We start from the raw sequence: 19,458 nt of genomic DNA on the forward strand, positions 1-19,458 counted from the left end.
GTCGCAGCATGGAACTCACTCAGGTCGCCCCCACCGTCTGGCAGTTGGCCTTCCCGGTGGGGCACGTCCACTTCGTGCGCCTGCCGGACGGCTACGCTCTGATCGACACCGCTGTACCGGGGTCCGCCCCCACGGTCCTCGCCGCCCTGGACCGGCTCGGCGGCGCCCCGCAGGACCTGCGGCAGATCGTGCTGACCCACTCCCACATGGACCACATGGGCTCTGCCGCGGATCTCGTCGCGGCGACCGGCGCCCGGGTCCTGGCCGGAGCCGTGGACGCCCCGTTCATCCGCGGTACGGTCCCCGAACCCCGGCCGACGTACACCGCTTCCGAACGCGTGCTGCACGAGCAGGTCATGGCGGGTTTCGCCGAGGCCGACATCCCGCCCCCGCGCCATGTGCCGGTGGAGGTGGAGCTGCACGACGGGGACACCATCGACGGCTGGGGCGAGCCCGTCCACGTCCTGCACGTGCCGGGACACACTCCGGGAAGCATCGCGCTGCACCTTCCCTCCAGCGGGGTGCTCTTCTCGGGCGACAACATCGCCACCGCGGAGGGCCGGGCGATCCTCGGCCCGTTCAACGTGGACAGGGAACAGGCCATAGCCTCCTTCCGGCGGTTGGCCTCGCTGGAGGTGGACGTCCTGTGCGTCCCGCACGGTGAGCCGGTACTGAAGGGTGCGGGGCAGGTGCTGCGGGCGGCGACTCCGGAGAAGGACTGGCCGTAGGCCGCTGCGGGAGGTACTGGGTACGGCGTCACGTACGGTACGTGTCCCCTGCTCCGAGCAGCGCGTCGAGGAAGTCTCGGCGCGAAGGCCCGTCGCCCGCGAACCAGACGCTCAGCCGGTGGTCGGCGGCCGGGAGTACGAGCCGGGTGTAGTGCGCGTCCGAGGAGTCGAGCGCCTCGTCGACGGCTTCGGTGACCGCCGGCGGGATCACCGCGTCCACCGCCGGGGTCGCGAGTACGGCGCGCACGGTGTCGGGCAGGCCCCGGAAGGCGTCCAGTGCGGGGGATTCGCGCCAGCCGTCCGGCGTACGGATGATCCCGGTGAAGCCCGCACCGAACGGAACCGGCCACGCCTCGGCCGCGTACACCGCCGGTGCGCCGAGCCCGACCGCCGCGACCCGGGGTCCGTAGTGCGCGGCCAGATCGGCGACGGTCTGGCCGCTCATGCTGAAACCGATCAGCAACAGTCGGCGTTCGGCGGGGAGTCGGGAGTCGATGACGGTGCGGGCCTGCTCGAACCGGCGCCGCAGGCTGAGTTCGTGGAGCCGGCCGGTGCTGGCGCCGTGGCCGGAGAAGTCGAAGGCGAGGGCGTGGTGTCCGCGGGCGGCGAGGTGTGCGGCGAGGACGGTGGGGCTCTTTTTGTCGCCGTTGCCCGCGCCGTGCAGGACCACGGCGGCGAGGGGCTCCGCGGACGACGGAGCGTGCGGGGCGGCCTCCGCGCAGCTGAGGGTCTCGCCGTCGCAGTCGATGCTGAAGTGCCGTACTGGCGAGGTGGGTTCGGACTCCCACCGGTCCACATCGATGCCGGTGCTCATGTCGGTCATACGGTCTCGACCTCCGCAGGAAGGGAACGCGCTGCCCGGCACGGGCCAGGGCGCACAATACCCGCCGTACGGGCGGCCGAGCTGCCGAACAGCCGCTGGAACCGGCCGCCGGGCCCGCCAGGACCCGGTCCGGGAACAGCCGCCGCCCGGAGCAGGGACTACAAGGGCACGACGGTCGCTTCCGTCGCCTTGATGCTGGTCCACACCGGGGAGCCGTCGACGAGGCCGAGTTCGGCGGCGGCCTGCGGGGTGATCTCGGCGACGAGGTCCGGGGCCTGCGGTGAGGTGATGAGGACGCGGAGGCGGCTGCCGCTGGTGGTGATCTCCCGGACGGTGCCCGCCCAGATGTTGCGCGGGCTGCCGCCGGGCCTGTCGCGGTGCACGGAGACCGCTTCGGGGGCGATCACCGCGAGTGCGGGGGTGCCGGCGGGCAGGTGGTCGGCGGTGACGAGGGCGCCGCCGCCGTGGAGCCGGAGTCCGTCCGGGGTGGCGGTGCCGGGCCAGGCGTTGCGGCCGAGCATCCGGGCCACCCACGGGGACCGCGGGTGGCGGGTGACTTCGGCGGGCGCCGCGTCCTGAAGGGCGCGGCCGTCTTCGAGGACGAGCACCCGGTCGGCGAGGGAGACCGCTTCGACCGGGTCGTGGGTGACGATCAGGCAGACGCCGCCGAAGTCCGCGAGGTGGGTGCGCAGGGTGTGGCGCACGTGCCCGCGAGTGGTCTGGTCCAGGGCAGCGAGGGGCTCGTCGAGGAGCAGCAGCCGGGGTCTGGCGGCCAACGCCCTTGCCAGGGCGACGCGTTGGGCCTGGCCGCCGGAGAGCTGGGCGGGTCTGCGGGCGGCCAGGTGGCCGACGCCGAGACGGTCGAGCCACTCCTGGGCGCTGCGGCGGGCCTCGGCCCGCGAGACCTTGTGGGCGCGCAGCCCGTAGGCGGTGTTGGCGAGGGCGTTGAGGTGCGGGAAAAGTGCGCCGTCCTGGGGCACCCAGGCGACGCCGCGCCGGTGCGGGGGCAGCGCGCTGACGTCGGTGTCGCCGAGCCGGAGCTCGGCGTGGGCGCGGGGGGTGAGGCCGAGGAGGGCGCGCAGGAAGGTGGTCTTGCCCGCACCGTTGGGGCCGACGACGGCGATGGTGGTGCCGGGTTCCGCGTCGAGGGAGAGCTCGTTGAAGCCGGTGACGACGGCGTGCAGCGGCCATTTCTCCGGTACGGATACGGATACGGATACGGAATCGGGGTGGGAGGGGGCGGAGCGGACGGGCGGAGCCGGGTGGGAGGGGGCGGAGCGGACGGGCGGAGCGGGGTGGGCGTCCTGCGCGGGGCCGGGATCCGGCTCCTCCGTCCGGTTGTCCCGTACCGCCTGCACGGCCGTGCTCGGGGTGCCCGTCCAGCGTCCGCGCAGCGCGATGAGCACGGCCATGGCGACGGCGAGCAGGAGCAGCGAGACCGAGGTGGCGGCTTCCGGGCTCTCCTGGAGCAGCAGGTAGACCTGGAGGGGCAGGGTCTGGGTGGTGCCGGGAAGGTTCCCCGCGAAGGTGATGGTCGCGCCGAACTCCCCCAGCGCGCGCGCCCAGGTGAGCGCGGCACCCGCCACGAGACCCGGGGCGACCATCGGCAGGGTGACGGTGAAGAAGACCCGCAGCGGAGAGGCGCCCAGGGAGGCCGCCGTCTCCTCGTACCGGGGCCGCAGCCCGCCGAGCGCGCCTTCGAGGCTGATGATCAGGAACGGCATCGCGACGAAGGTCGCCGCGATCACGGCACCGGCGGTGTGGAAGGGCAGCGTGATGCCGAACGTGTCCTCCAGCCACGGCCCGAGCAGCCCGCGGCGGCCGAAGGCGAGGAGCAGTGCTACACCGCCGACGGTGGGCGGCAGCACCATCGGCAGGAGTACGAGGGAGCGGACGAACGCCTTGCCGGGGAAGTCGACGCGCGCCAGCAGCCAGGCCAGCGGGACGCCCAGGACGAGTGAGAGACCCAGCGCCCAGGCGGAGACGACCAGTGACAGGGTGAGCGCCTCGGTGGTCCCGGGGCTGGTCAGATGCGAGCCCAGCTCGCCCCACGAGGTACGGGCGAGGATCCCGATCAACGGCAGCAGCATGAAGACGACGGCCAGGAGCGCGGGCACGGCCAGCGCGATCGGGGCGCGGGTGCCGGTAGCGGTGCCGGTGGTGCGGCTGCGGAGGTGTTTCATCGAGGATTCCTGAAGCTGGGGTCGGGAAGTGCCGTCCGGGCGGCCTCCGGACCCGTGCACCTCTGCACGGGTGCACGAGTGGGAGCCGCCCGCACGAATGTCTACCGGGTTACGGCTTCTGGAAGCCCGCGCCCTGCAGAATCTTCTGCGCCTCCGGGGCGGACAGCCACTTCACGAACTCGGCCGCGGCGTCCGCGTTCTTGGACGTCTTGAGCGTGGCGGCCGGGTAGGAGGCGACCGCGTTCTGCGCGTCCGGGATGTCGACGGCCTCGACCTTGTCGGTGGCCGTGGCGGCGTCGGTCCTGTAGACGAGTCCGGCGTCGGCCTCGCCCAGCTCGACCTTGCTGAGCACGGCGCGCACGCTGGGCTCCTGCGAGACCGGCTTCACGACGATCTTCTGGGCGTCCAGGATCTTCTTGCTGTACCGGCCGACCGGCACCTCGGGCGCCGCGAGGACGACCTTCAGCTTGGTGTCGGCGAGGTCCTTGAGGCTGCCGACCTTCTCCGGGTTGCCCTTGCCCGTCGCGATGACGAGGCGGTTCTTGGCGATGACGGCCGGGGCGCCGGTGTCGGACCTCAGGCCGTCCATCGTCTTCGTGTCGGCGGTGACCAGGGCGTCCGCGGGCGAACCCTGCTTGACCTGGGTCGCCAGTTCCTGCGATCCGGCGAAGGAGAACTTCACCTTCGTACCCGGGTGCGCCTTCTCGTACGCGGCGCCCGCGGTCTTGAAGACATCGGTGAGGGAGGCTGCGGCCAGCACCGTCAGCTCGGCCTTCGGGGCTCCGCCGGCCGAGCCCCGGGCCTGGTCGCCCGCACCCTTCTTGTCGCTGTCACTGCCGCACGCGGCCAGCGGAACGAGCAGGGCCGCCGTGACGATCGCGGCTGCGGTACGGCGCCCGGTGAAGCTGAGCGGGAGGGGCATGAGGGTGTACTCCTTGGGACGGCTGTGACGGATCGGGGTCAGGTGCGGTCGATGTGCACGCTGGTCGACTTCACGCGGGCGGTGGCCTGCATGCCGACCTCCAGTCCCAGCTCCTCGACCGCCTCCCGGGTCAGGAGGGACACGAGTCGGTGCGGCCCGGCCTGGATCTCCACCTGGGCCGCCACGTCGCCGAGCTTGACCGCGGTGACGATGCCGGGGAACGCGTTGCGGGCCGAGGTGTACGAGGCTTCCTCCTCGCCGATCCCGCCCTGGGCGCTCTGGGCGACCTCGACGGAGAACGCGGCGAGGTCGCGGCCGTCGATGAGGCGGCGCCCGCCCTCGTCGCGATGGGTGGCGACCCGCCCGGCGTCCGCCCAGCGGCGGGCCGTGTCGGGACTGACGCCGAGCAGACGCGCGGCCTGACCGATGGTGTAGGACTGCATGTGCCGCACAATATGCGCCACAGGCTGGTATTTACAAAGGCCTTATACAAACCTCCATGGCAGATGCGACATCTGCTGGAGAAAAGCACGGCGGGAGAAGGGCACCGACCGGCGGGGCGACCGGCAGGGCGTCAGGGCATGCCCACGTAGTTCTCGGCGAATGCGGCTGCGCACGTGCGGGAGTCGCGCAGCTGCCGCAGCCGGGCCAGGCGCAGCCGCAGGGCGAAGTCGGCCCCGGGGCCGGTGTCCGTGGTGGTGTGCAGGAGCTGGAGCAGCCAGTGGGAGAACTCCTGCGCGCGCCGGATGGAGGGGAGCCGCAGGGCGGAGTACCGGTCCAGGAGATCCGTGTTCCCGCGGTGTACGGAGTCGGTGATTCCGGCCGCGAGAGCCGCCGCGTCCGCTATCGCCAGGTTCATGCCCTTGGCGCCCGCCGGGCTGATGACGTGGGCCGCGTCGCCCACGAGGTAGAGCTTTCCGTACTGCATGGGCGAGGTGACGCAGCTGCGCAGGTCCAGCACGTGCTTGTCGAGGATGGGGCCGGTGTTGAGGTGCCAGTCGCTGTCGCGCAGGGCGAGCCGGTGGTGCAGTTGTGCCCAGATGCGTTCGTCCGGCCAGTTGTCCGGATCGTCCCCGGCGGGGCACTGCAGGTAGAAGCGGCTGACCTGCGGGGTGCGGAGCATGTGGCCGGCGAAGCCGTCCCGGTGCAGTCCGTAGATGATCTCGGTGGTGGCGGGCGGGGCCTGGGCGAGTACGGCCAGCCAGCCGGCCGGGTGGAGCGTCCGGTACGTCTGTGCGTGGCCGGGCGGCAGTGCGGGTGGGGAGACGCCGTGCTGGCCGTCGCACCCCGCGATGTAGTCGCACCGCGTCCGCGCCGTCTCCGCGGGCCCGGTGGTGCAGAGGATCGCGGGCCCCGGTCCGCGCAGGCGGCGCAGTGCCGTGCAGGCGGTGTCGAAGTGGAGGGTGCCGCCCGCGCGCAGGAATGCCGCGACGAGGTCCCTGACCAGGAACTGCTGCGGGTAGACGTAGTGGGCCCGGCCGCCGGCGAGGTCGCTGTAGGGCACGGAGAAGCGCTCGCCCCGGTGGCGGAACTCGCATGCGGTGTGCCGGGTCCCGTCGGCGAGCAGCCGGTCGGCGAGCCCGTGGCGCTTCAGCAGCTCCACCGTGGGGTGCGCGATCAGCCCCGCCCTGGCCCGCTGCTCGATGTGGGCCCGGCTGCGCCGTTCGAAGACGGCGCAGTCGACACCCGCGGCGAGCAGGAGGTTTCCCAGCAGCAGCCCGGCCGGTCCGGCGCCGATGATGCCCACGGTGACACGTCCGGTCATCGTCCACCGCCGGTACGTCCGCGGGAGGCCAGGGCCACGAGCTGGAACGTCTCGTTCACCCAGGCGACCGGTGTGGCGCACAGATCCAGCCGGGCGGTCACTTCGAGCACGGCAGCCCTGTCCGTGCCGGCCCCGGGCAGGGCGTCCCAGTGCAGTGTGTGCCGTCGGGGGCGGAGCCCGGCGAGGACGGTCCCCAAGGAGGTGTCCGTCGTGCGCAGACAGTCACGGGCTTCCAGGGGGAGCCGGTTGGTCACCACCACCGCCCGCGCATCCATCACCACCTCGTCCTGGCAGGTGAGGAACTGAATGCGCCGGTCCTGGGCGCGCTCGGCGCCCTGGGTGTGCAGCAGGGGACGGAGGGAAAGGGCGACCGGGCCCTCGGAGCGTGCCAGGAGCCGGAGCCGGGGGGCGTACCCCAGCCACCGGCCCAGGGCCGCCGTCACCCCGTCGGTCTCCACGAGGTGGCGGACCAGCCGCCACAGGTCGGGATCTCGCGCGAGGTCCTCCAGAGGCACGGGGGGAATCGCCCTGGAGGACGGCCGTAATTCCATCGGGGGTGTTCGCCTCCCTCGGACCCGCCCCGGCGCGCGTGGAAGTGCGCTGCGCCGAGGCCCAACACGCCTTCATCGTAAGCCCGTTCGGGTCGGCGCGACCGTCGCGGCAGGCGAATGCCCCACGGCTCGGGGGGGTGGGGCCGTGGGGCATTCAGGGCGCTCGACAGGCTGGGGGGATGTGCCTGCCGAGCTCGGGTCGACGTACGCCTGCCCCGGATCGGAGCGGGCATTCACGTCGTGGCCGAGAAACTTTCGGGCGGTCAGGGACTGCGCTGCTTGCGGGTCAGGGGGCTGCGCTGCTTGCGGGTCAAGGGCTCCGCTACTTGCAGGCCGTCACGTTGTCCGCCGTGCCGGGCACCGCTGCCGCCCTGGTGTCGTTGAAGTTGGTCACGAAGGCGTCGTAGGTCGCGTCCGCGTTGATGCGGATCATCGATTCGTCGTTGTCGCGCAGGGCCGGGCCGCTCCAGTTGTGGCTGCCGGTGAAGACGAGCTTCTCGCGGGCGCCCGCGTACATTCCGTCGATCATCAGGTTCTTGGAGTGCACGATGCGGTTCGGGGTCGGGTTCGGGGTGGAGGCGTCCCCGTCGTCGTCGTGCTGGTAGCAGCGGGTGGTGAGGCGGGTCTGGCCGTGCAGGGCGTTCCAGGTGCCGCTGTCGGTCTCGCTGTAGACGAGGTCGACGGTGCAGCCCGCGGCGGCCAGCGAGCGGAGCTTGTCCGCGACGCCCTGGCGGGTGATCTTGAGCATGGCGGCGCGGATCGCGGTGCGGTGGGTGCCGGCCGAGTCCGTCCACGTACAGGCGATGTTGTCGAGGGCGTTCACGACGGTGTCGGTGTCGTTGTCCGAGCCCGCGCGCGGGAAGAAGTAGGCCTTGTACGCACCCGCGTTGGCGGACGTGTACGTCCAGTGGGCGCGGTCCTGCTTGCCGAGCTTCACGAAGTAGCTGTCGTACGAGGCGTAGAGGTCGGCATTGCCCGCGACTCCGACGGCGCTGTTCCAGTAGCGGGAGTAGTTGGAGGGCGTGAGGTTGGAGGTCATCTGGAGGACGACCTGCTTGGCCGTGCCGCCGCCCAGGCTGCTGAAGAGCAGGAACTTGTTGTGGTTGATGCCCGCTCCGGCGGTCGGGCCGAGACAGGAGCGGCCCTTGGTGCAGAGCTTCACGTACGACGGCTTCGTCAGGTCCGTGCCGAGGGCCGCCCTGAGGGTGTCGTACGAGACGTCGTTGACGCCCTCGGTGCTGACCGTCGTCTCGTCGAGGACGACCTGGACGTTGATGTTGCGGGCGGTGTGCGCGGCGGCCAGTTCCTGGGCGAAGGCCTTGTCCCAGAAGTGGTAGAGCGCCATCCGGATCGTTGAGCCGCTGTCGGCCGCGGCGATCATCGCGCGCGCCCGGTCGCGGATCGCGCGCTGCTGGGCGACGTCGCCTGTGGGCCGGTTGAAGACGGGCCCCATCGGCGGAACCGCCGCGTCCGCCGCCCCGGCCGGCGACACGGGTCCGAGGACGAGACCGGCGGCGGCGACCGCGAGCGAGGTCGCGAAGGTGGCGAGGCGTCTGTGGAGACGAGAGTGCACGGGTGGTTCCCCCTGGAGACCGACGACCGAAGCGGCAGGCGTGAGCATGCCATTTTTCGGCACGTCGGCCTAGAGGATTTCCGGCTCCCGGGGGGCCGGAATCACCCGTGTTCGTACGGCAGTTGTACGGGCCGTACGAGCACGGGCGTCCGGACCGGACCACAGCGCTACGGCACTACGGCACTACGGCACTACAGCAGGTTGTACGACTGGAATCCCCAGCCGATCTTGACCGCCTTGGCGTACGGCGCGTTCGCCTCGCCCGTACCGGAGTAGCGGAAGAGCTCGCCCGAGGCCTTGCGGGCGACGAGGTCGGACTTTCCGTCCCCGTCGAGGTCACCGATGGACAGCACACGGTCGTAGGTGTTCCAGCCGCCGCCGATCTGGGTGCGGGCCTTGAAGGGGGCCTTGTAGTCGCCCGTGCCCTGGTAGAGCCAGAGCACGCCCGACTTGTCGCGGGCGACGACGTCGGCCTTGCCGTCACCGGTCAGGTCGGCCTGGCCCGCGATCTCGGAGTACTGCTGCCAGCCGCCGCCGATCTGTACGCGCTGGTTGACCCGGCCGTCCGGGTGGGCCAGGTACACCCACATCACACCGGCCTTGTCGACGGCCATGAGGTCGGCTTCCGGGGCGCCGCCGAGGTTTCCGGGGGACAGGACCTTGTGGTAGATCTGCCAGCCGCCGCCGATGTCTTTGGTCTCCACCTCCGGACCCCCGGAGGTGTAGCGCATCATTCCGTCCTTGCCGATGTTCCAAGTGCCGTCGCTGAAGCCGTCCTTGTCGTTGTCGACGTCGATGCTGGCGGCGGCCCAGTCGTAGCGCACGCCGACCTCGTACGCGGGGCGGAAGCCGCCCGTTCCGTTCGCGAAGAACAGGTCGAGGAGCCCGGTCTGCTTCTGCACGCCCGTCATCGGGAAGGTCGGCGTCTCCACCAGGCCCGGCGCGGCGGCACGGAACTTCGCACCGGCACCCGCGGCGGCCTTCGGCGCCTTGGGGTGGTGCTTGGACACGGCTTCGGCGCGCGCCTTGTCGGAATCGGCAGGCGTGTCCGCGGCGTTGGCGGTACCGGCCGTGACCGCCATCGCGGCGACGAGCGCGGTGGCGGCGAGCGCGGCGCGCGTACGGCCGCGCTTGGTGAAGGGCACGTGCTTGTTGAAGGTCATGGAAAATCCCCCCGGTGCGGTGCTGACCGGCACGACTGCGTTCGTGCCGTGGATCACCGGGATAATTTCACAGGTGCTTCACAGATGTGACTGCGGGGCGGTTGTCCGTGATCACCGGTCAGTGCCCCGGCAGTACGCACCTCGCGTCAAGCCCCAGTACGCGGTTGAGGCGGCCGAAGGCGAGCCAGGAGCCGAGGCTCATGGTCAGTTCGACGATCTCGGCCTGGGTGTAGTGCGCGGACATCCGGGCCCAGAAGTCCTCGTCCGCTTCGAGACCGTGGTGGTCCAGGGCGTACCGCTCGGCATACTCGGCGGCCAGTCCCGTACGGTCGTCGAGTACGTCGCGGACATCGGCGGTGCGCCACCGGGCCACCGCGTCCGCGAACCCCTCCTCGACCTTCGCGCCGTCCCGGTCGGTCCGCCAGTCCAGGCAGAACAGGCATCCGTTGATCTGCGCGATCCGCAGCCGCGCCGCCTCGAACTCGCGCAGGCCGAGGGTGGTGTGGGCGTAGACGGCGAGGGAGAAGTTCGCGGCGGCGGGGCCGATGCCGGGGACCATGTCGCCCCAGACGTACTCGATGGGGTTCTTGCCCTCGGGGATCTCTAGGTGCACGACTGACTCCTTCCGAATCGGCCCGCTGCCGGGCGCAGGGGGACGTCGAGCGCGTCGTAGAGGCCGGGTTCCGCCTCCGTCAGCCAGTCGATGGCGTTGACCAGGCGGCCGACGGCGGTGGCGTTGCCGCCCGCCGAACGGTTCTCGTCCTCGTCGCTCGCCTCGACGGTGACCTCGATACGGGGTCTGCCCTCGATGATCACGCGGTGTGCGCCGGTGCCGTCGGGCGGCGTGGGCCAGTCCGGGGCGCAGGACGGGTGGATGCGGGTGACGTGCTCGATGACCAGGCGGGGGACGCCGCCGACGATGCCCTGGACCTCGAAGCGGACCGCACCCTGGGTGCCCGCCTCGAACTTGCCCATGGTGCGGGTGGTGACCGTCCCGTCGAGCGGCCGGCGCTCCAACGTCTCGCGGATGTCGTCCAGGGGGACGTCGAGGGCCCGCGCCAGCAGCCGTATCTGACCGCCCCACACCATCGTCGGCACGCTCTCCATCAGCATCGGCGGCTGGTACTCCATGGGATGCCCCATGCCGATCAGGTCGCGGACGGACTCCGGCTGGTCGTACGTCGAGTAGTCGAAGATCTCCTGGCAGCGGATGGTGTCGACGGTGGAGCCGAGGCCGCTGATGAGCAGCGGCAGGACGTCGTTGCCCCAGCCGGGGTCGACGCCGGAGACGAAGAGCGAGCCGCCGCCGTCCGCGATGGCTGCGAGGAGGGGCTCGCGGAGTTCGGGTGGGGCGCTCGGCGGATCGTAGAGCGCGTAGAGGGCGGGGGTGACGACCACGGCTCCGGTACGGAGTGCCCGCGCGACGTCCGCGTGAGCCTCGTCGGGGCGGAGGTCGCCGGAGGCGGCGTACACGACGGCGCGGGGGCGGGCGGCCAGTACGGCGCCGATGTCGTCGGTGGCGCGTACCCCCAACTCCCTTTCCAGACCTGCCAGTTGACCGGCATCACGGCCGACCTTCCGCGGGTCGTGGACGAGTACGGCGGTGAGCTTCAGCGCCGGGTGGGCCGCTACGGCACGGATGGCCGCGCGGCCGACGTTCCCGGTTCCCCAGACGACCGTGGAAATCATGCGGCGGAGGGTAGCGCGGCGGGCCCACGGTTCCCATAGCCGTGCACGGGGCGGTTCCGAGGGCCGCGACAGAGACCCGGACTCACTTCTCCGCGAGCAGTGCGTACAGCAGCGGGATGCGCGGGGCGGTGTCGGGCAGGCGCCACCAGCCGCCGGGAGTGCGCACCATGTCCGGCCAGCGGGGCCAGGGGAGTTCCTCGCTCTCGCGCAGGCGGGTGAGGCGCAGGCCCGCGCCGGTGAGTGCGCTGATGACCTCGCCCAGGCCGTGCATCCACTCGTAGCAGTCGGTGGCGCCCTGCACGGGCGGGCCGTCGGTGTAGGTGCGGGTGGCGTCCCTCGCCACCGCGCCCCGGCCGGCCAAGTAGTCGTGCCGGAGCAGGAGTTCGGGACCATCGCCGGGAGCGGGCGACGGTCCGAGAGCATGGAGGAGGGGGTGGAACTCGGCCAGGTAGAGACGTCCGCCGGGGCGCAGCAGGGAGGCCACCGTGTGCGCCCAGCGGCCCAGGTCGGGAAGGTAGCAGAGGGCCCCCTTTCCGGTGTAGACGATGTCGAACCGGCGTTTGCCAAGGGCCTGTTGGGCGTCGTAGACGTTTGCCTGGACGTACGTCACGGGTAAGCCGGCGTCGGCCGCCAGCCGCCTCGCGGCGGCCACCGACTCGCCGGAGAGGTCGAGGCCGACCGTCCGGGCACCCTTGGTGGCGAACGCCATGGTCTCCGTACCGAGATGGCACTGGAGGTGCAGTACGTCGCGTCCGGCGAGGGCGCCGAGGTCCGCCCATTCGTAGTCGGCGAACCAGCGCTCGGGCCGGGCGTCGGGCGAGTCCACGTCGTAGAAGCGGCTGGCGAGGTGGACGGGGGTGCGGGCGTCCCAGTTGGCCTGGTTGGCCCGCATCATGTCGCGCACGGCAGGGTCGAATCCGGCGGAACCGGCGGTGCCGGACCCTGCGGCCCCCTTCCCGGAACCCCTGCTCACTCGGTGTCGATTCCGGAGATCGCGGCGGGCCCGATCGGCGCCTCGTCCTCGCCCAGGCCCACCGAGCGCAGCGCCGCGGCAGCGATCCGGCGGGCCTGGGCCTCGGCCTCCTTGCCGGTGGCCGCGTGCACTTCGAGACGGATGACGAAGGTCGAGTTCTCGTCGTCGAGCGTGAGCCGGTCCAGGTCCTCGGCCTTGCCGAGGGCGGTGTGCCGGGGGTCGGCGGGGCTGAGCGCGCGCAGGAGTTCCGCGTGCGCGGCGGGGTCGAGCTTGCCGAGAAGGGTGCCGGGGAGCGTCACGACATAGGTGGTCATCCTCGGACCGTACCCGGGCGGGGCAGGCTGAATCGGCCCGCGAACAGGTGAACCGGAAGGCCGCTGCCGCCGCTTCGCCGCTGCCACTCCTGCCGCTTCTGCCGCTGCGCTCCTCCTGCCGCTTCAGCCACTTCTGCCGCTCCTGCCGCTCCTGCCGCTGCGCTGCTCCTGCCACTTCTGCCGCTGCGCTGCTCCTACTGCTCCTGCCGCTTCCGCCGCTACTGCCGCTCCTGGTCGAGGCCCGGCGGGCTCCCCCACGGCGTCTCCAGCACCGCCCGCAGCGCGCCGACCGCGTCCCGTCCGATGCGTTCGGCGAGCCGGTCCTCCAACTGGGCGAGGACTGCCTCGGCCCTGCGGTGCGTGCGCTCACCCTCCTCCGTGCGCCGCACCAGCCGCTGCCGGGCGGAGGCGGGGTCGGGGAGCTGTTCGAGCAGACCTGCGCCGATCAGGCCGTGTACCGCCTGGTGGGCGGTCTGCCGGGTGACCCCCATCCGCCGGGCCAGCTCCGAGACCGTCGTCCCGTGCTCGTCGAGTACGGCGAAGAGCTGGACCTGGGGCGGGGAGACGACCGCGACACCGGACTCCTCCAGCGCGACCAGCAGCCCGTCCTCGAACCAGCGCCTGGCATCGCCGAGCAGTTGGGGGAAGGGGCGGCGGTGTGCGGAGTGCGGGTGCATGGGGAGCCTCGGGAGAGCGGGGGCGGGGATGCGGATGCGGGATGCGGCAGGTCCGGAATCGTATCGACTCCTGTCCTGCTGATTCGCCCTTCGGTTCGTCCTGTGGGTTGCCCACCGGCCAATTCTTATGTCAGGCTGCCTGACGTTTATACGAAACTCCACGGACCTCCAGGACGGGAAGCACCCATGACCATCGAGTACGCCACCCGCTACCGCAGCGCCTCGCGCATACCCGCGGACCCCACGAAGCCGTACTTCGTCGAGAAGGGCGAGGGCGACCGCGCCCATCTCTTCGGCGACCTGATCACCGTCTACGCGGGCGGGGAGCAGACCGAGAACACCTTCAACTTCTTCACGGTCGAGGGCCCCAAGGGCGACATCATCCCGGCGCACCTGCACGCCGACACCCACGAGGTCTTCTACATCACGCAGGGCGCGGTCCGGCTGTTCGTCGAGGACACGGCGGGCGAGCAGCAGGAGAAGCTCCTCGTGCCGGGCGACTTCGGCTTCGTACCGAAGAACTGCAAGCACGCGTACCGCATGGAGCGCGACCACAGCCAGGTAGTCGGCGTCGCAGCCGGCCCCGGCGGGACCTTCGAGCGGTTCTTCGAGAACCTCGGCGCACCGGCAGAGGGGCCGGGGCTGCCGCGCGAGCCGGTGATACCGGAGCCGCACAAGTTCGGGACGGTGCCGGACGAGTTCGACGTGCGCTTCCTACCCGGCCACCAGTGGCGCACCCGGTGACGGCGGGCACCCCTCCTTCCGTACGGGAACTGATCGGCGTACCGCATCCCGACCACGCCCCGCTGCCCACCGGAGGTGCACCCGGTGTGCGTGAGCTGCGAGGCGTCCCGTACGCCGAGGTCCCGGGCAGTCGCCCGCTGGAACTGGACCTGTGGCTGCCGCAGGACAAGACGGGGGAACTGCTCCCCCTGGTCCTGTTCGTCCACGGCGGCGCCTGGCGGCGCGGGCGGCGCGACGACATGGGCCTCCGGACCCGCCACTGGTCCCCCGGCCCCTTCGCACGCATCGCCGCCGAGGGTTTCGCGGTCGCCTGTGCCGACTACCGGCTCAGCGGCGAGGCGTCGTTCCCCGCCCCGCTCGACGACCTGCGGGCAGCCCTGCGCTGGCTCGCCCTGCGCGGCGCGGAACTGGGCATCGACACGGACCGGACCGTGCTGTGGGGCGAGTCCGCGGGAGGTCACCTCACCTCACTGCTCGCGCTGACACTCACCGCGCCCCGGCCTGCGGGTGCGGTGATCTGGTACGCCCCGAGCGACCTGACCGCCGCGCGGGGCCGCTTCGTCCCCGAGGACCCCGCCACCCCCGAGGCCCTGCTGCTCGGCGCCGCTCCGGCCACCGTCCGGGAACGCGCCCGCGACGCCGGCCCCCTCTCCCACACCCACCCGGACGCACCGCCGTGTCTCCTCGTCCACGGCGAGGCGGACACCGTGGTCGACCCCTCGCACAGCACGGCCCTGGCGGCAGCCCTGGAGAAGTCCGGCTCTCCCGTCGAACTGTGGACGGTGCCCGGCGCCGATCACGGCTGGCACGGGCTGCCGGACGCGACGGTGGAGGAGATCTTCGGCCGGTCCCTGGCCTTCACCCGTCGTTGTACGCACCCAACAAAAGAGACGGAGGTGAATCGGCAGGCATGACCCGTGCCTCACAGGCACATCGTTGAAAGGATCGCCGTGAGCGCCAAGAGAATCTTGTGCAGTTTCAACGAAGCACGGCCGGACGAAGCACGGCCGAACGAAGCACGGCGACGAAGCGATGCCGAAGGAGCGCGGAATGGACAGCCAGGTGTGCCAGGTGTGGGTGACCGGAGTAGGGGCGATGACCCCGCTGGGCGCGGACGCCGCGTCGACCTGGGCGGGCATGCTGGCCGGCCGGTCGGGGGTCCGGGCGCTGGAGGAGGAGTGGGCCGCGGACCTTCCCGTACGGATCGCGGCCGGGCTGACCGAGGACCCGGCCGCGCTGTTGCCGCGCCCGCAGGCACGGAAGCTGGACCGGGGCGAGCAGTTGGCGCTGCTCGGCGCACGGGAGGCGTGGCGGGACGCGGGCGCTCCCGAGGTGGAGCCGGAGCGGCTGGCGGTGGTCATCGGTACGGGCACCGGCGGGGTGCTCACCACCCTCGGGCAGGACGACGTGTTCGAGGAGTCGGGGGCGCGGCGGCTCTCTCCGTTCACGGTACCGATGCTGATGCCGAACGGTCCTGCCGCCTGGGTCAGCATGGATCTGGGCGCGAAGGGCGGGGCCAGGACGCCCGTCAGTGCGTGCGCTTCGGGCGCGGAGGCACTGGCGGTGGGGCTCGACCTGATCCGGGCGGGCCGGGCGGACGTGGTGGTGGCGGGCGGCACGGAGGCGTGCCTGCACCCGTTCACGCTGGCCGCGTTCGCGCAGATGAAGGCGCTGTCGACGCGCTCGGCCGACCCCGGGTCGGTGTCCCGGCCGTTCGACGTGGACCGCAGCGGGTTCGTGATGGGCGAGGGGGCGGGGCTCGTGGTGCTGGAGCGCGCCGAGTTCGCGCGGGCGCGCCGTAATCCCCGTACGTACGGAACACTCGCCGGCAGCGCCGTGACGTCCAGCGCGGAACACATCACCGCGTCGGACGCGGACGGTCAGGTCCAGGCGATCGAGGGTGCGTTGAGGGACGCGGGGGTGGCGGCACGGGACATCGGGCACGTCCACGCGCACGCCACGTCCACCGAGTCCGGCGACCTGGCGGAGGCGGAGGCGATCCGCCGGGCCGTCGGTACGCACGCGTCGGTCACCGCGACCAAGTCGATGACCGGCCACATGCTGGGCGCGTCCGGCGCGGTGGGGGCGATGGCCGCGCTCCTCGCCCTGCGGGACGGGGTCGCGCCCGCCGTGCGCAACCTCGAACGGCTCGACCCCCGGGTGGAGTTGGACGTGATCCAGGGCGACAACAGGAAGGGCCACTGGGATGCCGTACTGGCCAATTCCTTCGGCTTCGGCGGGCACAATGTGAGCCTCGTCCTCACTCGGTGAGGTCTCGGCGGTGAGGCGGGGGCGGTCCGTGGGGTCTGCGCGGTCCGTGCATGCCTGCGCGGTCCGTGCGGCCCTGCGCGGTCCGTGCGGTCCTCTCACGGCGCATGCCGCCCTCGATCCCGACCCGATTCCCGCTCCCTGCTCCCCACTCCTCGCTCCCTGCTCCCCGCTCCCCGCTCCCGACCGGAGGCACGACCATGTCCACCGCCTACGTCATCGTCACCGTCGTCACGATCGTCGCCAACGTCTGCGTGGCGGTCGCCGACCTCGCCGGGGCGAAGTCCGTGCGGGCCAACGCGGCGGAGGTGCGCGTTCCCACGTCCTGGGTCCCCGCGCTCGGTGCGCTGAAGGCGGCGGGGGCCGCGGGTCTCGTCCTCGGCCTGGTGGGCGTACGCCCACTGGGCATCGCCGCCGCGGCCGGTCTCGTCCTCTTCTTCGCCGGCGCGCTGACCGCCCACGTCAGGGCCCGGGTCCTCCACAACATCGCCGTCCCGGGGACCTTCTTCGCCCTGGCAGTCGCGTCTCTCGTGCTCGCACTGGCGACCGGGCCCGCATCCTGACGACCGCGGGCCCGGCGGGCACGTCCTCCGGCCGGCGCAGCTCCCGTACCTGCCGGCGCAACTCCCGTACCTGCCGGCCAGCTCCCGTACCGGCTAGCCCAGCTCCCGTACCGTCTTGCGCACCCGCTCCGTCAGGGGCGCCGGCAGCGTCCCGTACCCCCGCTCCGCCGCCGACCGCTGTCCCGGCCCGCTCAGCGCGTGCTGGAGGAACGCCCGCAGTACGGGGAGGGCCGCGGCCTCGTTGTTCCGGGCGCACACCACCGCGTACGACATCTGGACCAGCGAGTACGCGCCCGGGGTCCGGGCCGCAGCCGCGTGGTCGAGGCCGACGGGGTCGTGGCCGATGCTGCCGGGCTGACGGGCGACGGCCACTGCCTTGGCCGCGGTCCGTTCGTCCGGGGCGACCGGGGTGCCGCCGGGGCCCGACACCAGCCGCACGACGTCCGCACCGCTGTCCTTCGCCTCGGTCAGCGGCAGGAAGGTGATCCCTCCGGCCACCCCGGCGAGGCCAGCGGCCAGATCCTTCGACCGCTGCCCCTTCACAGGGGCGCCGGGCCCGCCGGGCGCCGGTACGGGAACGGCCACGGCCGGCGCGTGCCGCCAGTTCGCGGGCGCCGCTCCCGCCAGGTACTCGGTGAACGCGAGCGTGGTGGGGGACTCGTCGGTCGGGAGCAGGAGTGTGACGGGGGTGTCGGGGAGGAACGTGCCGGGGTTGGACGAGACGATCTCGGGGGCGTTCCAGCGGGTGATCCGACCGTCGAAGATCCGGGCGACGCTCTTCGCGCTCAGCACGAGGGAGTCCACCCCGGGGAGGTTGACCGCGACGGCGATCGGCAGCACGTTCAGCGGCAGTTGGACGGCCCGCTCGGGGCCGCACCGTTTCGCGGAGAGACTTTCCTGAGTCTTCGTCAAGGGGGCGTTGGTCACCGCCAGTTCGAGGTCCTCGGCAAAGAACCGGTCGATCCCCGCCCCGGAACCGCTGGGTCCGTAGCTGAAGTTTCCTCCCCGGTCGCACCGCTTCTTGTACTCGTCGAGCCACCGCTCCATGGCGATCCGCTGGACACTCGCTCCCCCCGCACGGAACGTCCTGCCGCTGCCGGGGGCACAGGAGGGCACGTCGGCACCGCCCGGACGGCCGCCCTGCCCTGCGCCCGCACTCACACTCGCGCCCGTGCCCTGCCCCGGGCCCTCGTCCCCCTTTCTGCCGAACAGGTCCGGCACGACAACCGCCGCCCCGGCAACAAGCGCCAGGACAACCACCGCAGTTGAGGCAATGAGGGTCCGCCGCCGACGGGAAGGACCCGGGCGGGGCGTGGGCGGCCGAGTGGTCGGCCAGGCGGGTACGGGCACCTGTGCGGGCACCTGCGTGGGTGCGGTCGCGAACGCGGGCGACTGGTGGGACCGCTCGGCGACGGGCGGCTGCTGCGCGGGGGCGGCGGGGAACGGCGCGGGCACCGGCCCAGGCCCTGACGTCGGCCCTGGCCCTGCCCCGTCCACCTGGGTCGGCGTCGGTACCGGCACCGGAGTCGCCACCTCCGTCGGCGTGGGCACCTCCGTCGGCGCGGGCACCGGCGGCCCTCCGTCCCCCCGCCGCTCGGCCGCCCCGCCCAGCACTGCCAGCAGCCCCGGCACGCCCACCCGCCGCCCCGGCTCCTTCGCCAGGCACGGCTCCACCAACTCCCGCAATTCCTCCGGGAGTCCGGCCAGGTCCGGCTCCTCGTACACGACCCGGAAGCCCACCGCGTGCACACTGTCCCCGTCGAACGGGCCGTGCCCGGTGGCCGCGTACACGAGTACCGCCCCGAGCGCGAAGATGTCCGCCGCGCCGGTGACCGTCTCCCGCCGGAACTGTTCGGGTGCCATGAACGGCGGTGTGCCGACGGCCACCCCGGTGCTGGTCAGCGCGACCGCGTCCGAGGTCCGTGCGATGCCGAAGTCGATGACGCGGGGGCCGTCGGCGGCGAGGAGTACGTTCCCGGGCTTCAGGTCCCGGTGGACGAGCCCGACGCGGTGGATGTCGCGCAGTGCCTCGACGAGCCCGGCCGCGAGCCGCCGTACCTCCGCGACGTCCAACGGGCCCTGCCCCGAGACCCGTTGGGCCAGCGAAGGACCCGGCACGAAGAGCGTGGCGAACCACGGGGCCCGTGCGTCGGGGTCCGCGTCCACGACCGCCGCCGTGAAGGCACCGCTCACCCGTCGCGCCGCCGCGACCTCCTGCCGGAACCGGGCCCGGAACCCCGCGTCCTCCGCCAGATCGGGCCGGATGACCTTGACCGCGACCTGCCTCCCGGACACGGACCGCCCCCGGTAGACGACCCCCATGCCGCCGGCCCCGAGCCGGCCCTCCAGCAGGTAGCCGCCGATCTCACGCGGATCCCCCTCCAGCAGTGTCACGTGCCCAGCCTCCCCCTCGATGCGTCACGGCGAGCATGCCACCCCCGCGCTCCCGTACCGCACCCGGCTGCCTCGTGCGGCCTCGCGAGGGGGCCGGGTCATGCGTCGTGACCGTCGCGCACGCGCGC

The 19,458-nt window shown here is 72.3% G+C and carries 19 protein-coding genes; 5 read left to right on the forward strand and 14 right to left on the reverse strand.

The features are described 5' to 3' along the window. The first annotated feature begins 8 nt into the window (after nt 1-8). The gene (locus ACWGIG_RS00190; RefSeq protein ID WP_453319175.1) at nt 9-728 is read left to right on the forward strand and encodes an MBL fold metallo-hydrolase; all 720 of its coding nucleotides are present in this window, start codon (nt 9-11) and stop codon (nt 726-728) included. Between the two features lie 28 nt (nt 729-756). Here ACWGIG_RS00190 and ACWGIG_RS00195 read toward each other — a convergent pair whose 3' ends face one another. From ACWGIG_RS00195 to ACWGIG_RS00255, 13 genes are all read right to left on the reverse strand, one after another. Beyond that, nucleotides 757-1,551 (reverse strand): alpha/beta hydrolase, encoded by a 795-nt coding sequence (locus ACWGIG_RS00195; protein ID WP_453319176.1) that lies wholly within the window; start codon nt 1,549-1,551, stop codon nt 757-759. Nucleotides 1,552-1,709: 158 nt separating this feature from the next. Beyond that, the gene (locus ACWGIG_RS00200; protein ID WP_453319177.1) at nt 1,710-3,734 is read right to left on the reverse strand and encodes an ABC transporter permease; all 2,025 of its coding nucleotides are present in this window, start codon (nt 3,732-3,734) and stop codon (nt 1,710-1,712) included. Between the two features lie 109 nt (nt 3,735-3,843). Further along, nucleotides 3,844-4,656 carry a molybdate ABC transporter substrate-binding protein gene (modA, locus tag ACWGIG_RS00205; RefSeq protein WP_453319178.1) on the reverse strand — a complete coding sequence of 271 codons (813 nt, stop codon included), beginning with the start codon at nt 4,654-4,656 and terminating at the stop codon, nt 3,844-3,846. A 38-nt stretch (nt 4,657-4,694) separates the two neighbouring features. Beyond that, nucleotides 4,695-5,099, reverse strand: a complete 405-nt coding sequence (locus ACWGIG_RS00210) for a TOBE domain-containing protein (protein WP_453319179.1) — start codon at nt 5,097-5,099, stop codon at nt 4,695-4,697. 131 nt (nt 5,100-5,230) lie between these two features. Continuing rightward, entirely contained in the window at nt 5,231-6,421 is a 1,191-nt protein-coding gene (locus ACWGIG_RS00215; protein ID WP_453319180.1) for a 4-hydroxybenzoate 3-monooxygenase, read from the reverse strand. Further along, nucleotides 6,418-6,936, reverse strand: coding sequence for a hypothetical protein (locus ACWGIG_RS00220; RefSeq protein ID WP_453319181.1), 519 nt, complete (start codon nt 6,934-6,936; stop codon nt 6,418-6,420). The genes ACWGIG_RS00215 and ACWGIG_RS00220 overlap by 4 nt, the downstream gene beginning before the upstream one ends. Before the next feature lie 358 nt (nt 6,937-7,294). Then, the gene (locus tag ACWGIG_RS00225; RefSeq protein ID WP_453319182.1) at nt 7,295-8,545 is read right to left on the reverse strand and encodes a phospholipase D-like domain-containing protein; all 1,251 of its coding nucleotides are present in this window, start codon (nt 8,543-8,545) and stop codon (nt 7,295-7,297) included. Nucleotides 8,546-8,736: 191 nt separating this feature from the next. Next, nucleotides 8,737-9,708 carry an FG-GAP repeat domain-containing protein gene (locus tag ACWGIG_RS00230; protein WP_453319183.1) on the reverse strand — a complete coding sequence of 324 codons (972 nt, stop codon included), beginning with the start codon at nt 9,706-9,708 and terminating at the stop codon, nt 8,737-8,739. Between the two features lie 118 nt (nt 9,709-9,826). Then, on the reverse strand, nt 9,827-10,321 hold the full coding sequence (locus tag ACWGIG_RS00235) for a carboxymuconolactone decarboxylase family protein (protein ID WP_453319184.1): 495 nt from the start codon (nt 10,319-10,321) through the stop codon (nt 9,827-9,829). After that, the gene (locus ACWGIG_RS00240; RefSeq protein WP_453319185.1) at nt 10,312-11,397 is read right to left on the reverse strand and encodes an NAD(P)H-dependent amine dehydrogenase family protein; all 1,086 of its coding nucleotides are present in this window, start codon (nt 11,395-11,397) and stop codon (nt 10,312-10,314) included. The genes ACWGIG_RS00235 and ACWGIG_RS00240 overlap by 10 nt, the downstream gene beginning before the upstream one ends. Nucleotides 11,398-11,479: 82 nt before the next feature. Next, entirely contained in the window at nt 11,480-12,292 is an 813-nt protein-coding gene (locus ACWGIG_RS00245; protein WP_453319248.1) for a class I SAM-dependent methyltransferase, read from the reverse strand. Between the two features lie 74 nt (nt 12,293-12,366). Further along, a complete protein-coding gene (locus ACWGIG_RS00250; protein WP_453319186.1) occupies nt 12,367-12,684 on the reverse strand; it encodes a hypothetical protein in 318 nt (105 codons plus the stop codon). A 218-nt stretch (nt 12,685-12,902) separates the two neighbouring features. Continuing rightward, nucleotides 12,903-13,361, reverse strand: coding sequence for a MarR family winged helix-turn-helix transcriptional regulator (locus ACWGIG_RS00255; RefSeq protein WP_453319187.1), 459 nt, complete (start codon nt 13,359-13,361; stop codon nt 12,903-12,905). 186 nt (nt 13,362-13,547) lie between these two features. Here ACWGIG_RS00255 and ACWGIG_RS00260 point away from each other — a divergent pair, with 186 nt between their 5' ends. The 4 genes from ACWGIG_RS00260 to ACWGIG_RS00275 all read left to right on the forward strand — a co-directional run bounded on the left by ACWGIG_RS00260 (nt 13,548) and on the right by ACWGIG_RS00275 (nt 16,936). Then, the gene (locus tag ACWGIG_RS00260) at nt 13,548-14,105 is read left to right on the forward strand and encodes a quercetin 2,3-dioxygenase (RefSeq protein ID WP_453319188.1); all 558 of its coding nucleotides are present in this window, start codon (nt 13,548-13,550) and stop codon (nt 14,103-14,105) included. Continuing rightward, nucleotides 14,090-15,019, forward strand: coding sequence for an alpha/beta hydrolase fold domain-containing protein (locus tag ACWGIG_RS00265; RefSeq protein ID WP_453319189.1), 930 nt, complete (start codon nt 14,090-14,092; stop codon nt 15,017-15,019). Before ACWGIG_RS00260 ends, ACWGIG_RS00265 begins: the two co-directional genes overlap by 16 nt. Before the next feature lie 136 nt (nt 15,020-15,155). After that, nucleotides 15,156-16,376, forward strand: coding sequence for a beta-ketoacyl-[acyl-carrier-protein] synthase family protein (locus ACWGIG_RS00270; RefSeq protein WP_453319190.1), 1,221 nt, complete (start codon nt 15,156-15,158; stop codon nt 16,374-16,376). Nucleotides 16,377-16,573: 197 nt separating this feature from the next. Then, complete coding sequence (locus ACWGIG_RS00275; protein WP_453319191.1) at nt 16,574-16,936, forward strand: DoxX family protein; 363 nt, start codon at nt 16,574-16,576, stop codon at nt 16,934-16,936. Between the two features lie 93 nt (nt 16,937-17,029). Here the strand turns inward: ACWGIG_RS00275 and ACWGIG_RS00280 are convergent, their stop codons facing one another. Further along, nucleotides 17,030-19,330, reverse strand: coding sequence for a serine/threonine-protein kinase (locus ACWGIG_RS00280; RefSeq protein ID WP_453319192.1), 2,301 nt, complete (start codon nt 19,328-19,330; stop codon nt 17,030-17,032). Nucleotides 19,331-19,458 lie beyond the last annotated feature (128 nt).

Source organism: Streptomyces sp. NPDC054863 (assembly GCF_053610825.1).